The organism is Marinobacter gudaonensis (assembly GCF_900115175.1).
Lineage (GTDB): Bacteria > Pseudomonadota > Gammaproteobacteria > Pseudomonadales > Oleiphilaceae > Marinobacter > Marinobacter gudaonensis.
This window is the reverse complement of record NZ_FOYV01000001.1, coordinates 2,106,480-2,127,434: the sequence shown is the minus strand read 5'-3', so window position 1 is coordinate 2,127,434 and position 20,955 is coordinate 2,106,480. Positions and strand designations below refer to the sequence as shown.

Sequence of the window (20,955 nt, the reverse complement as noted above, 5' to 3'; positions counted from 1 at the left end):
CTTCTGCTGTCCCGCCTGAGCACGGGGTCTGGTACTTTAAGTATGGGCTCTACTAGTGACGGCAGTGATAGGTATACACCGGGGTTGCCCCATGAGGCCTTTGAACAGGAAAGGGAGAATTACGAATGTCGGAAGCAAGACCAGTGGTTGCCAGAATCACCCCCTATTCTGTGCTGTTGGAGGCCGGTAAGCACTATCTCTGGTGCGCGTGTGGCCGAAGCGCAAACCAGCCATTCTGTGACGGCTCCCACCGGGGCACCGGCATTACTCCGGTGTCGTTCGAGGCCGAGAAAAAGGAGTGGGTCTGGTTTTGCGGCTGCAAGCAAACGGACCACGCGCCTTTGTGTGACGGTAGCCACAAGAATCTGGCGTGAATCACCCGGGTTACGCCAGCGGCGGGTGGGCCACGTGATGGAGTGTGCTGACCCGATAGCCCGACAGGCCGTGAACCGTGTCTTTCAGGGCTCTGACCCGAAGCACCACCGGCACCCGGTTTTCCTGATCGTGGTGCAACAGGGGTAGATCAACCCGCTCGATGGCGTTGTCGCGTCTTGCCGCCGCCAGGGCCTGGCGGAAGTGGGCCTGGGACTCCGGCGCCACCAGCGCTTCCATGGCCTGTCCCGCCAGGTCGGTCGGCGCCCGGTCCAGAAGGTCTGCGATCTGCGGCGATACGAATCCGATTCTTGCGTTCTCATCGAGCTCCCAGATCACCGCTCCGGACAGCGCCACCAGATCCCGGCTTCGCTGCTCACTGTCATTGAGTGCCTGTCGAAGAATTTGCTTTTCCACCTGCAGATTGGTGATCTGTTGATCGGCACCGGATTCCCGGTGCTCCAGATCATGGAGCTCCAGCGCCTGGCGATATAGCCGCCGATTCAGCACCAGCGCCAGACCGGCGGCCGCCAGGCTCAGGGTTCCGCCGACCAGCCAGATGGTCTGTCGGGCATTCTCGGCCGGATTTTCCAGGGCAGCGGGGGCAGGCAGGGTAGTGACCATCCATTGCTCGCCGAGCGCGTTAACTTCGGTGCGCAGAGCCCGGGTCGGATCCAGAGTACCGTCGATTCCGATTTCCAGTAGCGGCTCTTTGGTGTGCCGCTCCAGGGTATCAATGCGCAGGCCCAGGGTTTCGGGCAATGCGCCCTCGAACAGGCCCACAAGCCAGTGTGACGCGGGCTGTCCGGCGCGGGCGGCCTCGGGCGTGTGGATGAGCAGATGATTGACCAGCGCCTGGTGCTGGGCATAAAAGCGGATTTCGGCCGTGGCAGTGGTGCGTTGGGCATCAAGGTGAGCGGCCAGTGCAGTCACCATCAGGCCGGCAGTGAGCAGGAGCAGGGGTACCCACAGCCCCGGCCAGACGACCGGTTTGCGACGTTCCGTGGCCTCTGAGCGTTCCATGGCAGCTATCCTGTGCGGCGGGGTCATGTACCCGGTATCACCAGCATTGTCTCGCTACTACTCTAGCCCAGCCGGGGCGAACAGGGAAAGGCTCAGCTCTGGCTCCGGCCGGCACTGCCGTATACCAGCAGAAACACCGAGAAGGCAGTGACCACGACCGACGGCCCGGCGGGGGTGTCCAGATGCCAGGACAGGGTGAGCCCGCCAGACACCGCGATAAAGCCGAAGGCCACTGCCAGGGCCACCATGATCTCCGGGTTGCCGGCCAGTCGCCGTGCCGTGGCGGCGGGGATGATCAACAGGGCCGTGATCAGCAGTACCCCGACAATCTTCATGGCCACGGCGATCACCAGCGAGAACATCAGCATCAGCACCAGTCGCAGGCGTTCCACCGCGAGCCCCTCGACCCGGGCCAGTTCCTCGTGGATGGTGGCCATCAACAGGCCGCGCCAGAGCACGGCGAGCAGGGCCAGGATCAGCGCCGCGCCTCCATAGATCCAGAGAAGGTCCTCCCGGCTCATGGCCAGCAGGTCTCCGAACAGCAGACCGGTGAGGTCCACCCGGATGTCCGGCATGAAACTGAGGGTGACCAGACCTATGGCCAGGGCGCTGTGGGCCATGATGCCCAGCAGGGTGTCCGTAGCCAGGGTACGGATGCGGGACAGCAGTACCAGAGCCATGGCCAGCACCACGCAGACAATGATCACTCCCAGGTTCAGTGGCAAGCTGATCAGGAAGCTCAGCGCAATGCCCAGCAGCGCCGAATGCGCAAGGGTGTCGCCGAAATAGGCCATACGGCGCCAGACCACGAAACAGCCAAGGGGGCCTGCCACCAGGGCGACCCCGAGGCCCCCGATCAGCGCACGCCAGAAGAAATCATCGAGCACGGTATCAATGGTGGGCATGGTCACACCCCTGGTGCTCGCCGTCCCGGCCGCGGGTGTCGCCATGCACCACGTTACCGTGCAGATCGTGGCGATGGTTGTGGCGGTGATGGTACACCGCGAGGGATTCCGCCACCGGCCGTCCGAACGTCTCGATAAAGGCCGGATCGTGGGAAATGTCCTCGGGAAAGCCGCTGCAGCAGATGTGCTGGTTCAGGCAGATCACCTTATCAGTGGCAGCCATCACCAGGTGGAGATCGTGGGAAATCATGATCACGCCGCAATTCAGCTCATCCCGCAGTTGCCGGATCAGGTTATACAGGGAGGCCTGACCATTGATATCAACACCCTGAGCCGGCTCATCCAGCACCAGAAGGTCCGGCTGGCGTGCCAGGGCCCGGGCCAGCAGAAGCCGTTGTTTCTCGCCCCCTGACAGGTGGTGCACTGAGGCGTGCAGCAGGTGACCGACGCCGGTTTTCTCGAGGGCCGCCTCGCAGCGAGACCGGGGTTGACCGCTGAGCAGCATGAAACGCCTTACGCTCAATGGCAGCGTGGCTTCGAGGGTCAGATGCTGGGGCACGTAGCCAACCACCAGGTTGCGGGCCAGCGAGACCTGTCCGGAGGTCACGCTCTGGAGTCCGAGCACTGCCTTGATCAATGTGGTCTTGCCAGCACCGTTAGGGCCGATGATGGTGATGATGTCGCCCCGATGCACCGTAAGATTGACCCGTTCCACCACGGGTCGGGTGTCGAACTGCACGCTGACATTCTGCAAGCGGACCAGCGGGTCACTCATGGCCTGGCTCCGTCTGGCACCGGGGGCACAGACCGGCAATCTCGAGCGTGGTGTTCTCGGCCTGGAATCCTTCACTGGTCGCGGCCCGGCGCACTTCGGTGGACACCGAGGGAGCCGTGAGCTCAAGCACGTTGCCGCAGGCGCGGCAGATCAGGAACATGCCGGTATGGGACTGGCCAGCGTGAGTACAGCCAATGAACGCATTCAGTGAGGCGATACGGTGGACCAGGCCGTGCTGTTGCAGGAAATCCAGGGCCCGGTAGACCGTCGGTGGCGCTGCGTTGTGGCCATCGGAGGCCAGTTCGGCGAGTACGTCGTAGGCGCCGAGAGGTTTGTGGGACTGCCAGATGAGTTCCAATACCCGTTCCCGGATGGGCGTCAGGCGGGCGTTCTGCCGCTGGCAGATTCGACGGGCATCGCCCAGAGCCTGGCTGACGCAGGCATCGTGATTATGTGGCCGATAGGGAATGGCTCGCGCAGGCATGGCAGGCACCCTGAAAAATTTGAAACATTATAACATTTTCAGGCTGGCCTGCCAGGGTGCCCGGATCCCCGGGCGGGCACGAAGGGGTCAGTGACGGGTCTGAAGGACCAGGGATTCCAGAAACTCCAGGTTGGGTATCCAGGCCTGCTCGCCCTCGATCTCAACCTGCATCAGGTCGGCCGGGCCGGGCTCCCCGTCCAGTTTACGAACCTGGTCCTCGGTCAGGCGCGCCTGGCTGGGAATGCCCTGGGTGACCAGGGCCATGAACGGAATCTCCTGGTGATGCTCACCGATGGTGTTGAGAACCACGATCCGCCCGCGGTTGTCTCCGGGTACCGTCAGGGCCGCGCCGTTGGCGGCGTCGTAGGAAATTACGGGTAACTGCAAACCGCGCCAGTCCAGATAGCCCACCAGCCATTCCGGGCTGTTGGTGCCGGCGTCGGAGCTGGCGTAGTCGACCACCTCAGCGATCGAGACGTTGGGCAGCAACAGTTGGCGACCGCTCATGGGGATTATGACGCAGGAGAGGGTTTGACTGTTGTCGTTCATGGCGTGTGTCCTCAGGCGGAGTCCCGTTTCTGCCGGCTTTTCAGCAGGCAGGATTCTTCAATGGTTTTTACCAGTTCCCGGGCCAGTTGCTCGGGGGTGCCGCAGAAGCCGCTGCAGCCGGTTGCCGCCACGGAGTCCGGCATGGAACTGTTGCCGCAGCTGGTGCTTTCCTGCACCCAGACACGGCTGCCGTAGGCTTTCAGGAGCGGCGCCGCAATGGCACCGTCGTTGCCCATGCCGGAGAACACGATGGCATGACAGCGGGGGCCGTAATGGTCGGCAACGTTCAACAGCACCTGATCGATGGACGGCCCATAGGGCCCCGGCCAGGGCTTGCTGAGCTCGGTGAGGGCGCCCTGTTCGTTGAGCTGCCACTCGTGTTCGACCGGCATCAGCACCACATCGCCATTCTTGACCCGATAGCCTTCCTCGGCCTTTTGCAGCCGGTAATGGGCGTGACGACCTAGCACCCGAGTCAACACCTCTGTGAAGTTGCCATCAATGTGCTGGGCGTAGATAAAGCCCACCGGCAGTCCGGCTGGCAAGTGGTCGAGAAACGTCTTGACCGCCGCTGGTCCCCCGAGAGAGGCACCCAGAATCCAGACCTCTTCGGCAATGGAGCCGGGTACTGCCGGCGTGATCCAGCGGGGCAGTTCCGGCGAGCGAGGAACCGCCGGAGCATTGTCCTCGAGCTGTTCGAGGCTCGCCTCGGAATCCAGTTGCTCAAGGTGCCCCAACTGCTGTTCCAGTTTACCCAGCAGTCGGCGCTCCCAGCGGAAATATTCGGTGCTTCCCGGCTTTGGCGCTTCGTCCAGCCCGAACAGCACCGGCGCCTCGGTATTTTCCAGCAGGTGGTCAAACAGCTGGGGATGGTCGGCTTCATCCTCCAGTGTCACCAGCCAGAGCCCGGCCTCCGGAAAGGTCGGATAGCCCAATAGCCGGTCCGGGTTGCCTGAAAAACAGACCTCCAGGCCAAACCTGGCTGCGGCGGCCTGCAGCCGGTGCCTCTGCAGGACCATGTCGGAGACGATTCCAACCTGTGGCCGGCCTGTATCGCCGGTCATCACTGTCGTCCGGTCAGCCGCTCGATGGTCTCAAGCAGCTCGGTTTCCTGGAATGGCTTGCCGAGGTACTCGTTGACCCCAATGGCCAGCGCCCGCTCCCGGTGCTTCTCGCCTGTCCGGGAAGTGATCATACAGATCGGGGTTTCCTTCAGGTTGTCGTCGTGGCGAACAAAGCTGGCGACCTCGAAACCGTCCATTCTGGGCATCTCGATGTCCAGCAGGATGATGTCCGGCTTGTGGTCCTGCAGCTGGGCCACGGCGTCCAGGCCGTCTTTGGCGGTGATGACTTCCATACCGTTCCGCTCAAGCAGCCGTGAGGTGACCTTCCGGACCGTAACCGAATCGTCCACCACCATCACCACCGTGGCCTGCTCCTCGAAGCGGGCCGACTCGCGGGCCTTCTCGAGGTTGGCCAGACGCTGGCGCTCGGACAGTATGTCGGACCGGATCATCGCCGGCAGGTCGAGAATCACCACCACGTTGCCGTCACCGAGGATGGTGGCACCGGAAACCCCGCGCACCGAGCTGAACTGCGGGCCAAGGGATTTAACCACGATTTCCCGGCTGCCCATCAGGTTGTCCACCTGCAGGGCCATGGGCTGTTCGGCACCGCGCACCAGAATCACCGGCAGCGGCAGGGCCTGGCCCTGGAGTTTCGGGTGGTGGTCGCTGTTCAGCAGGCTGCCCAGGTACTGCAGGCGATATTCCTGGCCTGCGTATTCATACAGGGGCGCATCCGGCTTGTAGTACTCCTCGAGCTCGTAGGTGCTGACCCGGACGATACCCTCGATGGTGTTCAGCGGGATGGCGTAGAAGTCTTCACCGGTGGACACCATCAACGCCCGGTTTACCGACACCGTGAACGGCAGGCGCACGGTGAAGGTGGTACCGCGGCCAACGGCCGAGTCAATATCGAGGCTGCCGCCGAGCTGCTTGATCTCGCTGGCAACCACGTCCATGCCCACGCCGCGTCCGGAAATCTGCGTTACCTGTTGGGCGGTCGAGAAACCGGGCTGGAGGATGAACTGGAGAATCTCCCGTTCGGTGAGGTCCTCGTCTTCCCGAAGCAGGCCCTGACGGATCGCCTTATCGCGGATTACCGAAGACGGGATGCCGGCGCCGTCGTCGATCATGCGAAGTACCACGTCGCCGCCTTCACGGGTCAGCGACAGGGTCACTTCACCGGTTTCCGGTTTGCCCGCTTTCTTGCGGTTTTCCGGGCTCTCGATGCCATGGTCGAGCGCGTTCCGGAGCATATGCTCCAGGGGCGCAATCATGCGCTCCAGAATGTTCCGGTCCATCTCGCCTTCGGCGTTGCGAACGTCGAAATCGACTTTCTTGCCCAGCTCCCCGCTGATCTGGCGAACGATCCGGCGCAGGCGCGGCACCATGGAGGCAAACGGAATCATCCGGGTCTTCATCAGACCTTCCTGGAGTTCCGTGTTGATCCGTGACTGCTGTACCAGCAGGGTTTCGGTGTCCCGTACCCGATCGGACAGGGTTTCCCGCAGGTCCGCAAGGTCCGAGGAGGATTCCGTCAGGGCCCGGGACAGCTGCTGGATGGACGAGTAGCGGTCCATTTCCAGGGGGTCGAAGTCGTCGCCGTAGTCAGGGCCGTGTTCTTTTTCGGCACTGAACAGGATCTGGGCCTCGGTTTCGATCTCCATCCGACGCAGCTGCTCGCGCAGACGCTCAATGGTGGCGGCCATTTCATCCAGAGTATGACCAAAATCGCTGGTCTGCTGCTCCAGCCGGCCCCGGGTGATACTGGTTTCACCGGCCAGGTTGACCAGCTCATCCAGCAGGGGGGCCGATACCCGGATGGTTTCCTGGGCCGCGCGCTGTGCCTCTGCGGCCTGTTTGCGGGCCCTTGCCGGAGACTTGCCGGGCTTCGGCGCCGGTTCGGCGGGTTTTTCAGCACGGGCCGGGGCTGCAGGTGGTTCCGGCTTTTTCGGCTCGGGTTCGGTCGGAGCCGGTGTGCTCGGTTCCGCCGGCGCCGCAGCGGGCATGGCGGAGCCGGTTTCATAGCTTTTGCGGATCTCGGCCACAAGGGCAATGATGGCGTCGTGATCTTCGGTAATGGCCTGCCACTGGGCCTCGTCCGGGGCATTACCGCCAAGGTCAATCAGGCGTGTCTCGAAAGCGTGGGCTTTATCCCCGAGCTGGGTCAGCTGGGACAGACGGGCGCCGCCCTTGAGCGTATGCAGTGCCCGCTGGGCTTCCTGATTGAAGCTGTGGTTGGCCGGCTCTTTGCGCCAGTCATCGAGCAGTTGCTCGAGCTGATCCATGATTTCACCGGCTTCCTCCAGGAAGATTTCCAGCACTTCCGGATCGATGGTTTCCTGGCTGGCCTCCGCCGACTCGGGCTCGGCACCGTCGGTGTCGCTGGCTTCGTGGACCGCCTGAAGTTCCGCAACCAGTTTCCCGTCGGGTGCCGGCTTATTGCCCTCTTCGATGCTGTCGAGCATGGCCTTGAGGCTGGTCAGTGCCCGCTCACTCAGGCTGAACAGGGTTTGCTGGTTGTTGGACCCGGAAATGAGGGGATCCAGGGCATCGGACCAGGCCTCGGCCAGGTCTGCCACCGGGTCAATATCGGACAGCCGCGCACCGCCCTTCAGCGTGTGCAGTTCCTGTTGCAGCTGGGCGACACCGGTGAGCTCATCCGGCTCTTCCCGCCACTGGTCCAGGCATTCGGTGATGGCGTCATGGATCTCCAGGCCCTCGTCCAGGAAGATGCCGATGAGGTCCTCGTCGCTGGCCTGGGCCAGGGTGTCGCTGAGGCTGGTGGTGTCCTCCGGCTGTTCGCTTTCGGGGGCTTCCGTTTCCGGTTCCTGCTCCGGCTCGGCTACGAGCGATGCGTCATCGGTGGGAGCGGATTCGCCCCGGAGGATCGCCTTAACCCGGGCAACCAGCTCGTCTGCCGGCGGGCAGGGTTTATGAGTTGCCACCTGTTCCACCATCTGCGCCAGCCGGTCGTGACAGGCAAACAGCAGGTCGTTCATGGAGTCACTGGCTTCCAGCTGACCCTCGGCGACTTTCTCGAACAGATCCTCGAGTACATGGGTGAGGTCGCCGATGGCCTCGACTCCGGCCATCCTGGCGCCCCCCTTGAGGGTATGCACATCGCGCTGGAGTTCGGCGGCCACGGCCCGGTCGGAAGGGTCTTCGGTCCAGGTATGCAGCGCGCTGCCGGTGGAATTGATCAGGTCGTAGGCTTCTTCCAGGAAGATACCCACCAGTTCCGGATCCAGGTGAGAGAGGTCGGCAACGCCGTCTTCGGCCCCGGCTGTGCCATCGCTGCCGGTCTCCGCCGGCGCTTGGGTGTCGGTGGTATCTTCATCCACGTCTGGTAGCGGCACCTGGTCCTCGGCGACGCCTTCGGGCTCCGACTGCTCGTCTTCCGGTACCGACGTGACCGGTCGGCTGCCGGTGGCGCTATCCATATAGGCGCGGATTTCACTGATCAGGTCCGGGGCCGGGCGGGGCGCTTCCCGGGCTTCCAGGTTTTCCACCATGCCGGCCAGCCGGTCGTGGCACCGGAACAGCAGGTCGGACAGTTCATCGTTAACGGACAGCCGCTGCTCGGTCAGCCCCTCGAACAGGTTCTCCAGTTCATGGGACAGGTCACCGACCGCAGGAATGTCGGCCAGGCGCGCACCACCCTTGAGGGTGTGCAGGTCTCGCTGGAGCAAACGGAGGATGTCGAGATTGCCGGTATTCTCGCTCCAGCTCTGAAGCGCTTCGGCGGTGCTGTCGATCAGGTCGCGGGCCTCTTCGAGGAAGATCTCGGCGAGTTCCTCGTCCATGTCGTCGTCAGACTCGGACGTTTCGGGGAGCGGTGGCTGTTCCAGCGATTCGGTATCCGGATCGGGCGGTGAGAGAGCCTGTTCGTCCTGGTCGAAGCTGAGATCGATTTCCTCAAGGTCGCCGGTGAATTCCTGCTCGAACGCATCCGGCACCGTGTCGGCCTCGGGCGAGGGCGTCTGGCGCAGGGCCTCCAGCGCGGCCACCATGTCTTCACTGGATTCGGTGGCAAGTCCTGCAGCCACCTGATCCATCATATTGATCAGCTGTTCCTGGGCGGCCCTTACCGTGTCGAAAAAGTCCTCGTCAGCGGTGACGGTCTCGGCAGCCACGCCGTTATAGGTATCCTTGAGCGCTGCTGACAGCGCTGCAACGTCGCTCAGGCCGGCATCGGACGCACCGACGGTCAACTGTTCAAGTTCCGAGCGCAGCTGGTCCAGGGCGGCAATTTCCTCCGGGTTAGCGGCCCACTGATCGAGAATGCGGTCAGCATCCAGGACGATGTCGAGGCCTTCGTTCAGGAACAACTGAACCAGGCGGGAGGGCGCCTCCGGTGCATGGGTTTGCTCGGTCTCGACATTGTGGCCACGGAAGGTTTCCTGGCGCAGCTGGTCGAGGCTGTCCAGGAAGGCATCGGTACCTGGCAGCGGCGATTGGGGGTTTTTTCGAATCTGGGCCAGGCCCTGGGTCAGAAAGTCGCAGGCGGACTCGATCAGGGCCAGTACTTCGCGGGTTGCCCGTTTGTTCTGGGCCCGGGATTCCTTGACGAAACGTTCAAGCGGTGTGATCACCGCGGCAATCGGAGCGATGCCCGCCGTGTGGGCACTGCCCTTGAGCGTGTGAAGTGCCCTGGAGAGATCGTCTGTGTAGGCTACCGACGTCTTGTCGCCGGCGGCAGCCAGAAAGTCCTTCAGGGTTTGCAGGTGGGTTTCCGTCTCACTCTCGAATATGTCGAGCAGCAAGGGATCAACCACGTCCTCGTCAGAAGGTTCGGTTTCGGTCGCGTCGGAAACGGCCGGTTCTTCGGCCTGGCTTTCCGTGCTGTCCGCCTCGGCGGCCGGCATGGTGCTGGCATCCGGGATTTCGCCGTTGGCCAGGGCATTGGCACGGGCCTCCAGGTTGGAGGTGTCCACCGAAGGCGCACGGCGCTGCTCGAAATCCTCAACCAGTGCGGGCAGGTCGGCGGTGACATCTTTCAGCAGAACAGCGATGTCGTCGTTCATGAAGATGCTGCCGTCGATCACCCGGTTCAGCATGTTCTCAACGGACCAGGCCAGTTCGCCGACCACCAGGGCTCCGACCATGCGACCACTGCCCTTGAGGGTGTGGAATGCCCGCCGTACCTCGGACAGGGCGCTGCGGTCGTCATGTTGACGCAGGAGCATGGGCAGGTATTCGCGAATGGTCTCCAGTACCTCGCCGGCCTCTTCCACGAAGATTTCCAGGATCTCGTCGTCGATCAGGTCGTCTTCGTCGGCGGTTTCGGAAGCGTGCGTTTCCACCGCGGGCTCGGGCGAAGCATCCTCAACCTGCTGGTCTGTCGAAGGCGCGCTCGCCGGTTCCGCCGCTGCCGTCGGCTCGCCCTCGGCACGGCGGGTGGTGGCCATGGCTTCGGCGCGGCTGATCAGGGCACTCACGTCGCCAGCGGTCTGGCCTTCCTTGAACTCGCGAATCAGCGAGGGAATGCGGGCGTTGACTTCGTCCACCAGGGTGAACATGTCGTCGGTGGGGCGCACCGTCTGATCAATGACGCGATTGAGCAGGTTCTCCACCGACCAGGCCAGTTCACCAATACTGGTGGCGCCCACCAGCCGGCCGCTGCCCTTGAGCGTATGGAAGGCCCGACGAACTTCGGTCAGAGCCTCGCGGTCGTCGTGGTTCTGGCGCAGGCGCGGGTAAAACTCGTGGATGGTCTCCAGCACCTCTTCTGCTTCCTCGACAAAAATGCCAAGGATTTCATCGTCCAGAAGTTCGGCATCAGAGCCTTTGCCGGCGTCCTCCGGCATGGGCACGGGGGTTTCCGGCTGGTCTTCCGTTGCTTCTACAAGCGGAACGTCCTCGCTGGAAGTTTCGGTCCAGGTGGGCTCGGCACCAACCGGGAAACCAAGGCTGGCGAGACTGTCTTCGGCCACTCTGAGCACGGAGTCGTTCTCTCCGATGCCCTCGGCCAGGCGCTCCAGATAATATTCGATGCTGGTTACCGCATCGGCCAGGGTATCCAGTTGCTTCCAGTCGGGCACCTGACCACTGCTCAGCAGTACGTCGGTGATGTAGCGCTCGGCGGAAGCGAGCATGCTGGCCACCCGTTCCAGGGGTATCAGACTCAGGCCGCCGCGGATGCTGTGCAGCAGGCCGGGCACGTGCTCGATTTCGCGGGTGTCCCACTGGGAGGCAATGAAGTTCACAATCGCCGATTTGACCTGCTCCAGGGTGTTGCGGGATTCCCGCAGCAGAGCACTGCTGGCTTCGCCGAGTTCTCGCGAGCCAAGGTTCACCGTCGCATCCGTATCCGGCTGGGCGGTGTCCGGCTGGCCATCGCTCTCGAGGCCGGCCAGGCTGGCTTCGACGTAGAGCAGGGCGCCGGCGATATCCATCAGGGTACCGTCGTCGACGGGCTCTGTCTGGTCGCTGAGCTTCTGTACCAGTTCGACCTGCTCGGTCACTACCTTGCGGGGAATGCCCAGCCCCAGCACGGCCAGGGTGTTGGCCACCTGGCGCAGGCCGGGCAGCAGGTCTTCCAGTTCGCTGTTCTGGCGCAGTTCGGAGCGCACATAAAGATCAAGCTGATCTTTCAGTTTCGCCAACTCTTCGTTGAGGGCGCCGACCACGGAGTGGATGGCGTCCCGACCCGGGCCGGATACGCGGCTTCGGGCTGCATCCACGTCATCATCCGAGGGCAGGGCGCGACTCAGCTGGTACGCCTCCCTGAGCGCGCTGATGTGAGGCGTGTCCAGGTCTCGCGCCCGGGCGACGTAATACAGAAGATGTTTCAGCAGTGCTTCCGGCGCCGGTTGCAGCAGGATGTCGGCGTGCTCGTCAATGAGCCGTCGAATCTCGCTGTCCAGTTCCCGAAGCAGGGATTTGACGGCCGGGTTGACCGGATTGACGCGCCCCTGAAGGGACTCGACAAAGCCGCTGGCCGCTTTCCAGACTTCACCCCTTGGAGTCTTCTGGCACAGGCGTATCAGCCGCTGGATGACTTTCTGCATGTAGTCAAAGTGCGCATCCAGATCGGCTTCACGGATCACGCCGGCAAGAGCGAACTGGTACATCTGGCGCAGCTTGCGGATGTGGCCAAGCACGGTCGGATCCTGCAGGCGCTGGGAAACCTTGCCGCTTACCTTGATGCGGGCAGGTGCCAGATCCGGCTTGAACAGCGAGGTGTCAGAGAGCAGGGATTCACCACGGGCTGCCCGAAGGTCGTTCAGCAGGGGCAGCAGCACCATCGGGAAATCGTCCTGGCTGGTCCCGAGGTGCTCAAGATACTGGGGAAGCTGAAGAATGGCCTGCATGAGCACATTCACCGCCTCGTCGGTGTTGGCCACGGTCTCGTTCAGCACCGCCTGGGTCAGCTTCTCCATTTCCTCGGTGAGCAGCGCCGCCCCGAAGAGCTCAACCATCTGCAGGGTGCCGTGTACCTGATGGAGATAATTCAGGCAGAAGCGCAGGCGCGCAGTGTCGTCGCGATTCTCGACATACGCCTCCAGTGCATGCTGACCCTGGGTCAGCGTGTCCTGTATCTCTCCCCGAACCCAGTCGAGGGCGATGCTGTCATGGTGATTGCCCATAACCACTCCGGTTATTCTTCGTCAGTCTGGCGTTTGATCCACGCCAGCACATGTTCCGAGGGAACTCTCTGAAGGCCGGGTGGCTGCCAGTCGGTCAGCTCTCCCTGGCCCAGCACCAGCAACCCCCCGGGCGCCAGCCGCTCTGCAAGTCGCTTGACAATTTCCCGCCGGCGCCAACGACGGAAATAGATCAGCAGGTTCTGGCAGAAGATAATGTTCATGCCGTGCATCGGTGCCTTGTCGAGATCCAGTACATTGAGTCTGGTAAAGCACACTCGGTCACGGATGCTGTTCACAATTTCGACGGTATTCCGCTCGGCCGGGCGGAAGTACCGGGTTTTCATCTCTTCGTCCATGCCCAGCAGTTTGCGGGGATTGAACTGGCCGTTCCGGGCCTTCTCGATTGCAGGCTTGCTGATGTCCGAACCGGTGACGCCGAACAACGGCTGAAGCGCCAGCTGGTTCATGCACTCGTTCAGCACCATGGCCAGGGTGTAGGGCTCCTCGCCGGTCGAACAGCCGACACTCCAGGCCTCCAGCGGGCGTTTCCTTAACAGCTCCCTGGGCCGGGTAAGCACATAGTCCGCCACCAGTCGGAAGGCGTCCGGGTCCCGGAAGAACCGGGTTTCCTGAACCGTGAGCCTGTCCACCAGCGTGGCCCATTCCCGGATGGCGTCCGGTCCGGAGACTATCTGCTCGTAGTAGGCCTGGTAACTGCTGCAGCCGATTTCCCGCATCCGGATGCCAAGGTTGGTCTCCAGGAAGGAACGGCGCTCTGCCGGCAGGGTTATACCCGTCCGGTGCTCCAGCAGGGTTTGCCACTGGGTGAACTGCGCCTCATCCATGTCGGGGAGTCGGCGCAGTGACCAGATGCCCTCGGCAGGTGACAGGTTGTTATGCATGTGCGCCATAAACCGTCAACAGCCCTGGAGCGAAGATCAGCCCACCACCGGAACGTCGCTGTCTTCCTCTTCTTCCTGATCCGCCGCGTCCTCTTCTGGCAGGGTGAAGCCGGCAACGGAAGACCGCAGCTCGGACGCCATTTCTGCCAGGTTACCGATAGACTTCGCTGTCGCGTTGGTACCGGAGGAGGTCTGGGAGGTGATTTCCTGGATAACGTTCATGGTGTTGGAAATGTGCGCGGCAGAAGAAGACTGCTGGCGCGCGGCGTTGGAGATGTTCTGGATCAGTTCTGCCAGAGACATGGATACGTTCTCGATTTCCTCGAGCGCGATACCCGCGTCCTGGGCCAGACGGGCACCACGGACCACCTCGGCGGTGGTGTGTTCCATGGAGATAACGGCTTCGTTGGTGTCTGACTGGATCGTCTTAACCAGCGCTTCAATCTGCTTGGTTGCCGCAGAGGAACGTTCCGCCAGTCGCTGAACTTCGTCCGCAACCACCGCGAAGCCCCGGCCCGCGTCACCGGCCATGGAGGCCTGGATCGCGGCGTTCAGGGACAGGATGTTGGTCTGGTCGGCGATGTCATTGATCAGGGATACGATGTCACCGATTTCCTGGGACGATTCACCCAGTCGCTTGATCCGCTTGGACGTTTCCTGGATCTGCTCACGGATGTTGTCCATGCCACGGATGGTGTTCTGTACCACTTCCGCGCCTTTCTTCGCGATCGCAACCGAGCGCTCCGCAACCGCGGAGGATTCGGCGGCGTTGGAGGATACCTGGTCGATGGAAACCGCCATCTCGTTCACCGCGGCAGAGGCGCCGGCAATTTCCTGGGCCTGGTGCTCGGAGGCATCGGCCAGGTGCATGGCCGTGGCCTGGGTTTCCTGGGCCGCAGAAGCAACCCGTACCGCCGTACCCCGGATCGCCTGTACCAGCCCGCGCATCTGGTCGATCGCGTAGTTGATGGAGTCGGCGATGGCGCCGGTGAAGTCCTCGGTAACCGTGGCCTCGGTGGTCAGGTCACCGTCCGCCAGGTCGGCCAGTTCGTCCAGCAGTCGCAGGATCGCGTTCTGGTTCTGCTCGTTCTGCTCCTGGGTCGTGGCCAGGCGGGCCTGGGCTTCGCGATACAGGGCCAGACCGATGAACACAACGATGGCCACCATCGCAGCCAGGATGATGAAGGCGAGCGTCGGGCTGACCACGCGGGAGCCGGACTGGTTCCGGAAGTTTTCCGCCAGGTCAGACAGTTCGGAGAGCAGGATCTCGGAGTTCTGGAAGATATCACTGGCAGCGGTACGCACCTTGAAGAGGTCGGGAGAGGCTTCAAGAATTGCGTCTACGTTCTGGGAAACGAACTGGAACAGCTCATCAACGGCTTCCAGGCCGTAGATGGCGTCTTCGTCGTCAACCCGAGAAATACCCATGGCCGGGTTGCCATTGAGCTGGCCGTCGAGTACGCGGCCGAAGAGGTTGGCGTCGCGGCCGAAACGGTCGGCGGCGATAACGGCGTCTTCGTCACCGGAGAGTACGTTGTTAACCGAGCGCACAATCCGTTCTGCCAGCAGTGACTGGCGCTGGGCCAGGGCAATCTGCTCGGCCGGCGCGTTGTTGTCGAGCAGGATCTGTACGATGTCGTCGTACTCAACCTGCAGCTGGGGAATGGTTTCGTTGAGAGTCCGGGCGACCTCGTGCAGGCCAAGTACGGCATCCTGCGTGGAGAGGATGCTGTCGGCGTTCTCCCGCACCGTGTTCCAGGTGGCCTGTACGCCGCTTTCCTGGGCCATTTCACTGGGGGGCAGGCCGGTTTCCGGGTTACCTTCGGTGATGTTGGTCCAGAGCTGCTGGAATTCGTCCCGGGATCGCCGCAGCTGGTTGAAGGCCTCGGCGGTGCCGCCGGCCGCTTCCGTGGCGTTCTTCGCAATGGCCTGCGAGAGTACCCGCAGTTCCGCGGTCTGGGCGATGTATTCCTGATCGTTCTGGCTGTCCCGGTTGATAATAAACAGCACCACAACGAGCAGGATGGTGAGTGCGATCAGTGCGGCGATCAGGCCGGCAACCAGTTTGTTGCCTCCCTGTCCCATACTGAGTCTTCCGGCTCTGTTCTTCATCTTCTGGCTCCCGGCCTTTTCAATAAAATGGCAAGTTTGTTTTGTCGGGCTTCAGGCGGTCAGGGTGATGTTCCTGCCATTGTCACCACCCTTACCACTGGGCAACGTCCAGGAAGCGTTCGTCGTCGAGCAGGTCGACGGCCGAGAACACTTTCCAGACTTCCTCATTGCGTTCGTAACCGCCTGAGACAAACGGTCGAACGTTTTCAGGAACGCCGTCAGGCGAATCCTTGAAACTGTCAGTTGCGAAGTACTGCATGCCCAGAACGCTGTCCACGACCAGCCCGCTGAAAATGTCGCCCTGTTCAACAACGAGCACGCGCCGCTCCCGCTGGCTGCGGGAGGAACGGGGGATGTCGAAGAAGCTGGCAAGGTCGACCAGAGGCAGGAGGCGGCCGCGAACATTGGCCGCTCCGAGCAGAAACGGGCGTACCCCGGGAATGTGGGTAAAGCGGGGCACGTGGAGGATTTCAGTAACTTCGCCCATGGGAGCGACGTAGCGCTGGCCGGCGAGAATGAAACCAATGCCGTTCCAGAGCTCAACGGCTTCCTGTTGCTCCGGCAGGCCGGCGGCCATGGACCGGCTGCGCTCGGCGATATCCGTCAGAACGGCAAAAGGGGCGGCCTGGGCGGACATGCGTACTCCACGGTTGGGGATCAGGCAATCAGGCTGTTGATTGTTTTGATCAGGTCGTCTTCGTTAACCGGCTTGACCAGGTAACCCTTGGCGCCCTGGCGGGTACCCCATACCCGGTCTGTCTCCTGATCCTTGGTGGTAACAATGACCACGGGAATGGAGGCGGTTTCCGGTGCGCGGGTCAGCTGGCGGGTTGCCTGGAAGCCGTTCAGGCCGGGCATGACCACGTCCATCAGAACCAGGTCGGGTGTTTCTGCACGGGCCTTGGCAACACCGTCTGCGCCGTTGTCGGCGGTCAGCACCTCGTGCTGGTGTTTCTCCAGGATCGTGGAGATCTTCTTAACCTCGGTAGGGGAGTCATCAACAATCAGAATGCGGGCCATGGTTTCCTCAATGGTTCTTTGTATCAGCAGGTTTACTGTTCCGCCTGTGGAACGTACTGGCGGATGGTGTTGAGCAGTTCATCCTTGCTGAACGGTTTGGTCAGGTACTGGTCCGAGCCTACGATCCGGCCTTTGGCCTTGTCGAACAGCCCGTCCTTGCTGGAGAGCATGATAACCGGCGTCTTCTTGAAGGAGGAGTTGTTCTTGATAAGTGCGCAGGTCTGGTAGCCGTCCAGGCGAGGCATCATGATATCAACAAAAATGATGTCCGGCTGGGAATCGGCGATCTTGGCGAGAGCGTCAAAGCCGTCGGTTGCGGTGATCACCTCGCAGCCGACCTTTTTCAACAGGGTTTCTGCGGTGCGACGGATGGTTTTACTGTCGTCGATCACCATGATCTTCAAGTTCTCGAAGTTGTCATCCATTGTCCAACTGCCTTGCGCTCAGCGACTGTCGTTATTTTGAACCGAGGGTTTTAACACAAACCTTAAGGTTCTTCTATAAACCCCGATCATTTATAGATTATCAATGAACGGATAAAAAGTATTAGTTTGTGACCAAATGTACTTCTGCCCGCACTGTCACGTTACTGACTGAGGATTTCTCCGGATGCATTTGCAGCTCGGGTACAATACCATCTGTTATCAATGCAAAGCATAGCATCGATTGACTGGTCCGCTCTGCAGACCGGTTCGTGTTTTTAACCCTCAGGGAGTCCACCAAAGCCCATGACCGTCAGACTCGGGATCGTGATGGATCCGATTGAAGACATTCACTTCAAGAAAGACAGTTCACTGGCCATGTTGTTGGCCGCCCAGAACCGGGGCTGGGAAATTGAGTACATGGAGCTGCCCGACCTGTACCTCGACGGCGGCAAAGCCATGGCCCACACCCGGGACCTGACCGTACACATGGATCCGGACAACTGGTTCAGCTATGGGCCCGCCCGGGATCGGGCGCTGGGGGACCTGGACGTGATCCTCATGCGCAAGGATCCGCCGGTGGACCGCGAGTTCCTGATGGCCACCTATATACTGGAAGCCGCCGAGCAGCAGGGGGCGCTGGTGGTCAATCCGGCGGCCACGCTGCGGGACTGTAACGAGAAACTGTTTGCCACCCAGTTCGAGGATCTGACCCCGCCGCTGCTGGTCAGCCGTTCCGCCACCCGGTTCCGGGAGTTCTACGCCAAGCACGGCGATGTCATCATGAAGCCGGTGGACGGCATGGGTGGGCATTCGATCTTCCGTATCCGGGAAAATGACTTCAATCTGGGGGTCATTATTGAAACCCTGACCAACTATGGCACCCATCAGGCCATGGCCCAGAAATACATTCCCGAAATCACCGACGGCGACAAGCGCATACTGTTGATCGACGGTGAGCCGGTGCCCTATGCCCTGGCCCGGATTCCGTCCCACGGAGAAAACCGGGGCAATCTGGCCGCCGGTGGTCGCGGCGAGGGCCGTGAGTTGACCGCCCGGGACCGTGAAATCTGTGCCCGTGTGGCGCCGGTGATCAAGGAAAAGGGACTGATCTTTGTGGGTCTGGACGTGATCGGTGATTACCTGACCGAAATCAACGTGACCAGCCCGACCTGCATCCGGGAACTTGATGCCGCCTTCGGGATCGATATTGGCGGCATGCTGATGGATGCCATCGCCCGGCGTCTCGGCCAGGCTTGATCCGGCCAGACCGGCCGGACGGGTTCAACGACAGGATTCAATTCAGGAATGGCAGTTCAGGTAAGCGACTTCGACCGGCTCTCCTTTACCCTCTTCATGGCACTGGCCGTGCACGCCATGGTGGTGCTGGGCATTACCTTTGCCCCGGAGGAGCCGCGCTCCTCGGCCCAGACCATGGAAATTACCCTGTCGCAGTTTGACGACCAGGAAGCGCCGGAAAAAGCGGACTTCCTGGCCCAGACCAGCCAGCAGGGCAGTGGTACCGAAGAAGAGGTCCAGGAAATGACCACGCCTCAGCCGGCGGAGATCAGCCAGCCAGAGGTGGCGCAGGTGCAGCCGGAGCCTCCGTCGACAACCCGGCCGCAGCCGAAGGAAGAGCGGCCCGTGGTCCAGACCGAGAGCCCTTCCAGCCAGAAGATTCAGAAACCGCAGGAGCAGACGACACCCGAGGAAGAGCCGCTGCCGGTGCGGGAGAAAAAGAGCCTGATGGAGCGCAGCCTGGAGATCGCCAGCCTGGAGGCCCGGTTTGATGCCCAGCAGAGGGCCTACGCCCGCAAGCCGCGGGTGATGCGTGTGACCGCGGCGTCCACTCTGAAATCCACCAACGCCTGGTACGTTCAAAACTGGGTGAGCAAGGTGACCCGGGTGGGTAACATCAACTACCCGACCGAGGCGCGTCGGGCAGGTATCTATGGCACACTGCGTATGCTGGTGTCGTTGAAGAAGGACGGCACCATCAAGGAAGTGGCCATTCTGCAGTCCTCTGGCAGCACGGTGCTGGATGATGCCGCCATCCGGATTGTGAGAATGGCAGCGCCTTTTGCCCCGTTCCCCGAGGAGATGCGGCAGGAGGTGGACGAACTCGAGATCATACGAACCTGGTCTTTCCAGCGTCGGGGGCTGACATCCGGATGACAGCATCGAAACATTCTCCCCACAGCCTGCGCCATCACTTTCTGGTGGCGTCGCCCTATCTTGCCGACCCAAGATTCCATGGTGGCGTGATCTACCTGTGCGAGCATTCCGAAGAGGGTGCCCTGGGGCTGATGATCAACCATCCACTGGACATTCATCTCGGCGAAATCCTCGAGCAGCTCGATCTGCCCGGGGATGAGCTCGATATCCCTGTTTTCAGTGGCGGACCGGTCCAGCCGGAACGGGGATTTGTGCTGCACACGCCAGGCACCAACTGGCAAAACACCGCCCGGGTGACTGACGAGGTATTGCTGACCACCTCCCGGGACGTGCTGGCCGGCATCGGTCGTGGGGAAGGACCCGCGGAATACCTGGTGGCCCTGGGCTATTCCGGCTGGAGCGAGGGGCAACTGGAGGAAGAGCTCGGCAGCAATGCCTGGCTGACTTGCCCCGCCAACACCGATATCCTGTTTCGCACCCGCTGGGAAGATCGCTACGAGGCAGTCCTGAAATTGATAGGCATTGATCTCAACCAGCTCAGTGAATCCGTAGGCCATGCCTGAAGCGGCCAGCCGTCGGGTGATGGCGTTTGATTTTGGCACCCGCCGTATCGGTGTGGCAGTCGGCCAGGAGCTGCTGGCAACCGGCCAGCCGGTAGCACTGATTCCCGCACGTGACGGAATTCCGGATTGGCACCAGATCGAGGCCCTGTTGACCGAGTGGCAGCCGGATCTGGTGGTGGTGGGGCTGCCCCTGAACATGGACGATTCCGAGAACGAGATGTGCGCCCGGGCCCGCAAGTTTGGCAAGCGTCTGCACGGGCGTTTTCACGTGCCGGTGGAGATGGTGGATGAGCGACTCACCAGCTTCGAAGCCAAGGGCGATGTGATGGCCGCTGGCGGCAGTCGGGATTTTGGCCGCCACGGCGTGGATGATCGGGCCGCGGTACTGATACTGGAAACCTGGTTTGGCCTGCAGTCAAACCCGCCCGGCCACTGAACTGGCTCCGGCTTTTGAAACAGCGAGGAATAAATGACCGCATTGCTCGACATCAACCAGTTGCTGGATGAAATGGAAGCCGGCCTGCGCCAGGTGCTCGAACACCGAGGCATTGAGGCGCCGGTGCTGATCGGCATTCGCACTGGCGGCGTCTGGTTGGCGGATGTGCTCAGCAAGCGCTTGGGCATTGAGGAATCCTTCGGGGAACTGGACATCTCCTTTTACCGGGACGATTTCAGCCGCATCGGACTCAACCCCCGGGTCAAACCCTCCAGCCTGCCGTTCGATACCGAAGACCGGGACATCATCCTGATCGACGACGTCATCATGAGTGGCCGCACCATCCGCGCGGCCATGAATGAGATCTTCGATTATGGCCGCCCAGCCAGTATCATACTGGCCACATTGATTGATCTTGGCGCCCGGGAACTGCCCATTCAGCCCGACGTGGCCGGCCGTGTCCTGGCCCTGGAATCCCACCAGCGGGTCAAGCTCCGGGGCCCCGACCCGCTCCGGATCGAGCTTCAGGAAGCCGGGCGGTAAAATCTCCGAATCAGACAA

The 20,955-nt window shown here is 61.9% G+C and carries 18 protein-coding genes; 6 read left to right on the top strand and 12 right to left on the bottom strand.

Going from position 1 to position 20,955, the window contains the following annotated elements; translation table 11 throughout:
* Positions 1 to 125: 125 nt before the first annotated feature.
* Positions 126 to 374, top strand: coding sequence for a CDGSH iron-sulfur domain-containing protein (locus BM344_RS09680; protein ID WP_091988887.1), 249 nt, complete (start codon positions 126 to 128; stop codon positions 372 to 374).
* Positions 375 to 384: 10 nt separating this feature from the next.
* Here BM344_RS09680 and BM344_RS09675 read toward each other — a convergent pair whose 3' ends face one another.
* From BM344_RS09675 to pilG, 12 genes are all read right to left on the bottom strand, one after another.
* Positions 385 to 1,395, bottom strand: coding sequence for a PAS domain-containing protein (locus BM344_RS09675; protein WP_091988884.1), 1,011 nt, complete (start codon positions 1,393 to 1,395; stop codon positions 385 to 387).
* A gap of 92 nt (positions 1,396 to 1,487) precedes the next feature.
* Entirely contained in the window at positions 1,488 to 2,300 is an 813-nt protein-coding gene (gene znuB, locus BM344_RS09670; RefSeq protein WP_091988882.1) for a zinc ABC transporter permease subunit ZnuB, read from the bottom strand.
* Positions 2,287 to 3,075, bottom strand: a complete 789-nt coding sequence (znuC, locus tag BM344_RS09665) for a zinc ABC transporter ATP-binding protein ZnuC (RefSeq protein WP_091988879.1) — start codon at positions 3,073 to 3,075, stop codon at positions 2,287 to 2,289. Before znuC ends, znuB begins: the two co-directional genes overlap by 14 nt.
* Positions 3,068 to 3,559 carry a Fur family transcriptional regulator gene (locus BM344_RS09660; RefSeq protein WP_091988876.1) on the bottom strand — a complete coding sequence of 164 codons (492 nt, stop codon included), beginning with the start codon at positions 3,557 to 3,559 and terminating at the stop codon, positions 3,068 to 3,070. Before BM344_RS09660 ends, znuC begins: the two co-directional genes overlap by 8 nt.
* Before the next feature lie 87 nt (positions 3,560 to 3,646).
* Entirely contained in the window at positions 3,647 to 4,108 is a 462-nt protein-coding gene (locus BM344_RS09655) for a chemotaxis protein CheW (RefSeq protein WP_091988873.1), read from the bottom strand.
* 11 nt (positions 4,109 to 4,119) lie between these two features.
* Positions 4,120 to 5,172, bottom strand: coding sequence for a chemotaxis protein CheB (locus BM344_RS09650; protein WP_091988870.1), 1,053 nt, complete (start codon positions 5,170 to 5,172; stop codon positions 4,120 to 4,122).
* Positions 5,172 to 12,764 (bottom strand): Hpt domain-containing protein, encoded by a 7,593-nt coding sequence (locus tag BM344_RS09645; protein ID WP_091988867.1) that lies wholly within the window; start codon positions 12,762 to 12,764, stop codon positions 5,172 to 5,174. Before BM344_RS09645 ends, BM344_RS09650 begins: the two co-directional genes overlap by 1 nt.
* An 11-nt stretch (positions 12,765 to 12,775) precedes the next feature.
* On the bottom strand, positions 12,776 to 13,675 hold the full coding sequence (locus BM344_RS09640; protein WP_091988864.1) for a CheR family methyltransferase: 900 nt from the start codon (positions 13,673 to 13,675) through the stop codon (positions 12,776 to 12,778).
* Between the two features lie 27 nt (positions 13,676 to 13,702).
* Positions 13,703 to 15,778: a methyl-accepting chemotaxis protein gene (locus tag BM344_RS09635; protein WP_091988861.1), complete on the bottom strand. Its 2,076-nt coding sequence runs from the start codon at positions 15,776 to 15,778 to the stop codon at positions 13,703 to 13,705.
* Between the two features lie 91 nt (positions 15,779 to 15,869).
* Positions 15,870 to 16,415, bottom strand: coding sequence for a chemotaxis protein CheW (locus BM344_RS09630; protein WP_091988858.1), 546 nt, complete (start codon positions 16,413 to 16,415; stop codon positions 15,870 to 15,872).
* A 20-nt stretch (positions 16,416 to 16,435) separates the two neighbouring features.
* Entirely contained in the window at positions 16,436 to 16,798 is a 363-nt protein-coding gene (gene pilH, locus BM344_RS09625; protein ID WP_008939836.1) for a twitching motility response regulator PilH, read from the bottom strand.
* A 32-nt stretch (positions 16,799 to 16,830) separates the two neighbouring features.
* Entirely contained in the window at positions 16,831 to 17,223 is a 393-nt protein-coding gene (gene pilG / locus BM344_RS09620; protein ID WP_008175635.1) for a twitching motility response regulator PilG, read from the bottom strand.
* A 303-nt stretch (positions 17,224 to 17,526) separates the two neighbouring features.
* Here pilG and gshB point away from each other — a divergent pair, with 303 nt between their 5' ends.
* The 5 genes from gshB to pyrR are packed head-to-tail and all read left to right on the top strand — an operon-like array spanning position 17,527 to position 20,937.
* Positions 17,527 to 18,480, top strand: coding sequence for a glutathione synthase (gshB, locus tag BM344_RS09615; protein ID WP_091988855.1), 954 nt, complete (start codon positions 17,527 to 17,529; stop codon positions 18,478 to 18,480).
* Positions 18,481 to 18,528: 48 nt separating this feature from the next.
* The gene (locus BM344_RS09610) at positions 18,529 to 19,395 is read left to right on the top strand and encodes an energy transducer TonB (RefSeq protein ID WP_091988852.1); all 867 of its coding nucleotides are present in this window, start codon (positions 18,529 to 18,531) and stop codon (positions 19,393 to 19,395) included.
* Complete coding sequence (locus BM344_RS09605; protein WP_167363228.1) at positions 19,392 to 19,958, top strand: YqgE/AlgH family protein; 567 nt, start codon at positions 19,392 to 19,394, stop codon at positions 19,956 to 19,958. The genes BM344_RS09610 and BM344_RS09605 overlap by 4 nt, the downstream gene beginning before the upstream one ends.
* Positions 19,951 to 20,394 carry a Holliday junction resolvase RuvX gene (gene ruvX / locus BM344_RS09600; RefSeq protein WP_091988849.1) on the top strand — a complete coding sequence of 148 codons (444 nt, stop codon included), beginning with the start codon at positions 19,951 to 19,953 and terminating at the stop codon, positions 20,392 to 20,394. The genes BM344_RS09605 and ruvX overlap by 8 nt, the downstream gene beginning before the upstream one ends.
* A gap of 33 nt (positions 20,395 to 20,427) precedes the next feature.
* The gene (gene pyrR / locus BM344_RS09595) at positions 20,428 to 20,937 is read left to right on the top strand and encodes a bifunctional pyr operon transcriptional regulator/uracil phosphoribosyltransferase PyrR (protein WP_091988846.1); all 510 of its coding nucleotides are present in this window, start codon (positions 20,428 to 20,430) and stop codon (positions 20,935 to 20,937) included.
* Positions 20,938 to 20,955 lie beyond the last annotated feature (18 nt).